This is a genomic window from Streptomyces sp. WAC05292, from assembly GCF_003949955.1.
GTDB lineage: Bacteria > Actinomycetota > Actinomycetes > Streptomycetales > Streptomycetaceae > Streptomyces > Streptomyces globosus.
Genome location: NZ_RPSE01000660.1, coordinates 1 through 1,905 on the forward strand (window position 1 = coordinate 1; position 1,905 = coordinate 1,905).

Annotated in this window: 2 protein-coding genes; both read left to right on the forward strand. The window is 73.0% G+C overall.

Annotated features, from left to right (window positions below; all coding sequences use genetic code 11):
* The first annotated feature begins 129 nt into the window (after nucleotides 1-129).
* Complete coding sequence (locus tag EF903_RS32150; RefSeq protein WP_125548478.1) at nucleotides 130-924, forward strand: thioesterase II family protein; 795 nt, start codon at nucleotides 130-132, stop codon at nucleotides 922-924.
* A 143-nt stretch (nucleotides 925-1,067) separates the two neighbouring features.
* Nucleotides 1,068-1,895, forward strand: a complete 828-nt coding sequence (locus EF903_RS32155) for a helix-turn-helix transcriptional regulator (RefSeq protein WP_125548479.1) — start codon at nucleotides 1,068-1,070, stop codon at nucleotides 1,893-1,895.
* Nucleotides 1,896-1,905 lie beyond the last annotated feature (10 nt).

The window sequence follows — 1,905 nt, forward strand, 5'->3', positions numbered from 1 at the left end:
CGGGTGCCGGGGGGAGGGAGCGGGGGATGCGGGGCGTGCGGCCCCGGCTGTCGGTCCCACCGCTGGTGGTGGCACCAACCGGTTCGACAGACACTCCCTCCCGTCGGTACCCGGCAGCACACTGGCGGCATGTTCCACACAGCGGAGAACATCCCGGCAGCCACGGCGGCGGGTGCGGCGGAGCGCGTCCCGAGGAGGAACAGGACCGCTCGGCTCCGCCTGTTCTGCTTCCACCACGCGGGCGGCAGCCCCTGGTCGTTCGCAGGCTGGGGGCAGCACCTCGGCCGCGGCGTCGAGGTGGTTCCGGTGTCCATGCCCCCGAGGTCGTCGTCCCCGGGGGGCGTCCCCGGCGCCGTCAGCACGATGGACGCCCTCGTACGCGAGGTGACACGTCAGCTGACTCCCTTCCTCGACGGGCCCTACGCCTTCTACGGGCACAGCATGGGATCGCTGGTCGCCCACGGCGCGGCACAGCGGATCGTCGCCGCGGGGCGGCGCCCACCTGCGTCTTTCGTGGCCGGTGCCCACCGCGCGCCGCACCTTCAGGCTGCGCCCGGCCCAACCGTAGGACTGTCCGATAGTGCGTCCCTCGAGCTGTTGTTGGGTCTCGGTGGAGCCGGTCGGCTGCTCCGCGAGAGCCCCGCGCGCATGCGATCCGTGGTGCACCGGTTGCGCGAGGACCTCCGCGTCGCGGCCACCCACCGGCATCCGGTTGCCGGCCACCGGCCGCTGCCCTGCCCGGTCCACGCCATGCTCGGCGACCGGGACCCGCTGGTCCCGACCGCGGACGCCGAGGCATGGCGACTTCACACGAGCGGGCCGTTCTCGTTCCGCTTGCTGCCCGGCGGGCACTTCTTCCACCGCGAGGACAAGGACCGCTTCTTCGCCGAGTTGGAGGACGTCCTGTGGGACGGCGTACGCTGACGCTCATTCACGGAGCGGATGACACCGCTGAGTTGGCGGTGCCCGGTGGACCCGGCGGTGTATGCGCCTGCGTGGCCCGAACCGTGCGCAGTGTGATTCTCGCCGCTGACAGTGCGTGTCGGTGTGACCTACCTTCGGTCGGTATGGACGCCACGCCCCCCGGGACCGAGACGAAGAAGAAGCGGCGCACCCAGCTGGCGCACTTCCTGCGCACCCGCCGAGCCGCACTCTCCCCCGAGGACGTGGGCCTGGCGACCGCCGGCAGGCGCGCCAGGGTCGGCCTGCGCCGCGAGGAGGTCGCGGTCCTGGCCGGAGTCAGCGCGTCCTGGTACGCCTGGCTGGAGCAGGGCCGCCCCATCAAGGTGTCCGACGGCATCCTGGACGCGATCAGCTCCGCCCTGCGGCTCGACGAGCTCGAACGGGTCCACCTGTACCGCCTCGCGGACGCCAACCCGCCGGTCCCCCTGGGACCCGCCGGCACCGCCGACCCGGAGGTCTTCCGGCGGATGGTCGACACCCAGCTGTCGGGGCCCTCCTGCGTCATCGACCGCTACTGGGACGTCGTCGCCGCCAACCGCCAGGCCGCCGACCTGCTGCGCCTGACCCGCGACGGCAACGGCAACTTCCTCACCAGCCTGTTCACCGGCACCCACGGCGCCCGCTACCTGAACCGGCCGGAACTGGCCCGGCGGATGGCCGCCAGGTTCCGCCTCCAGGCCTCGTACGGGCCCGACGACCCGCGCTACGAGCAGATCGCCGACGGACTGGCCGCCGCCGACCCCTTCTTCGCCGAGCTGTGGGACCGCCACGAGGTCGAGGCGTTCGGGCCGGCCTCCGCCGAACTCGACGACCCGCAGGCCGGGCACCTCTCCTTCGTGCTGTTCACCATGGACCTGGACGACGCGGCCAGCCACCGCCTCCTCGTCTACCTGCCGCCGGGCATCGGCGGCCCCGCCCCCGTCTGGCCGTAGCGCCCCGTCC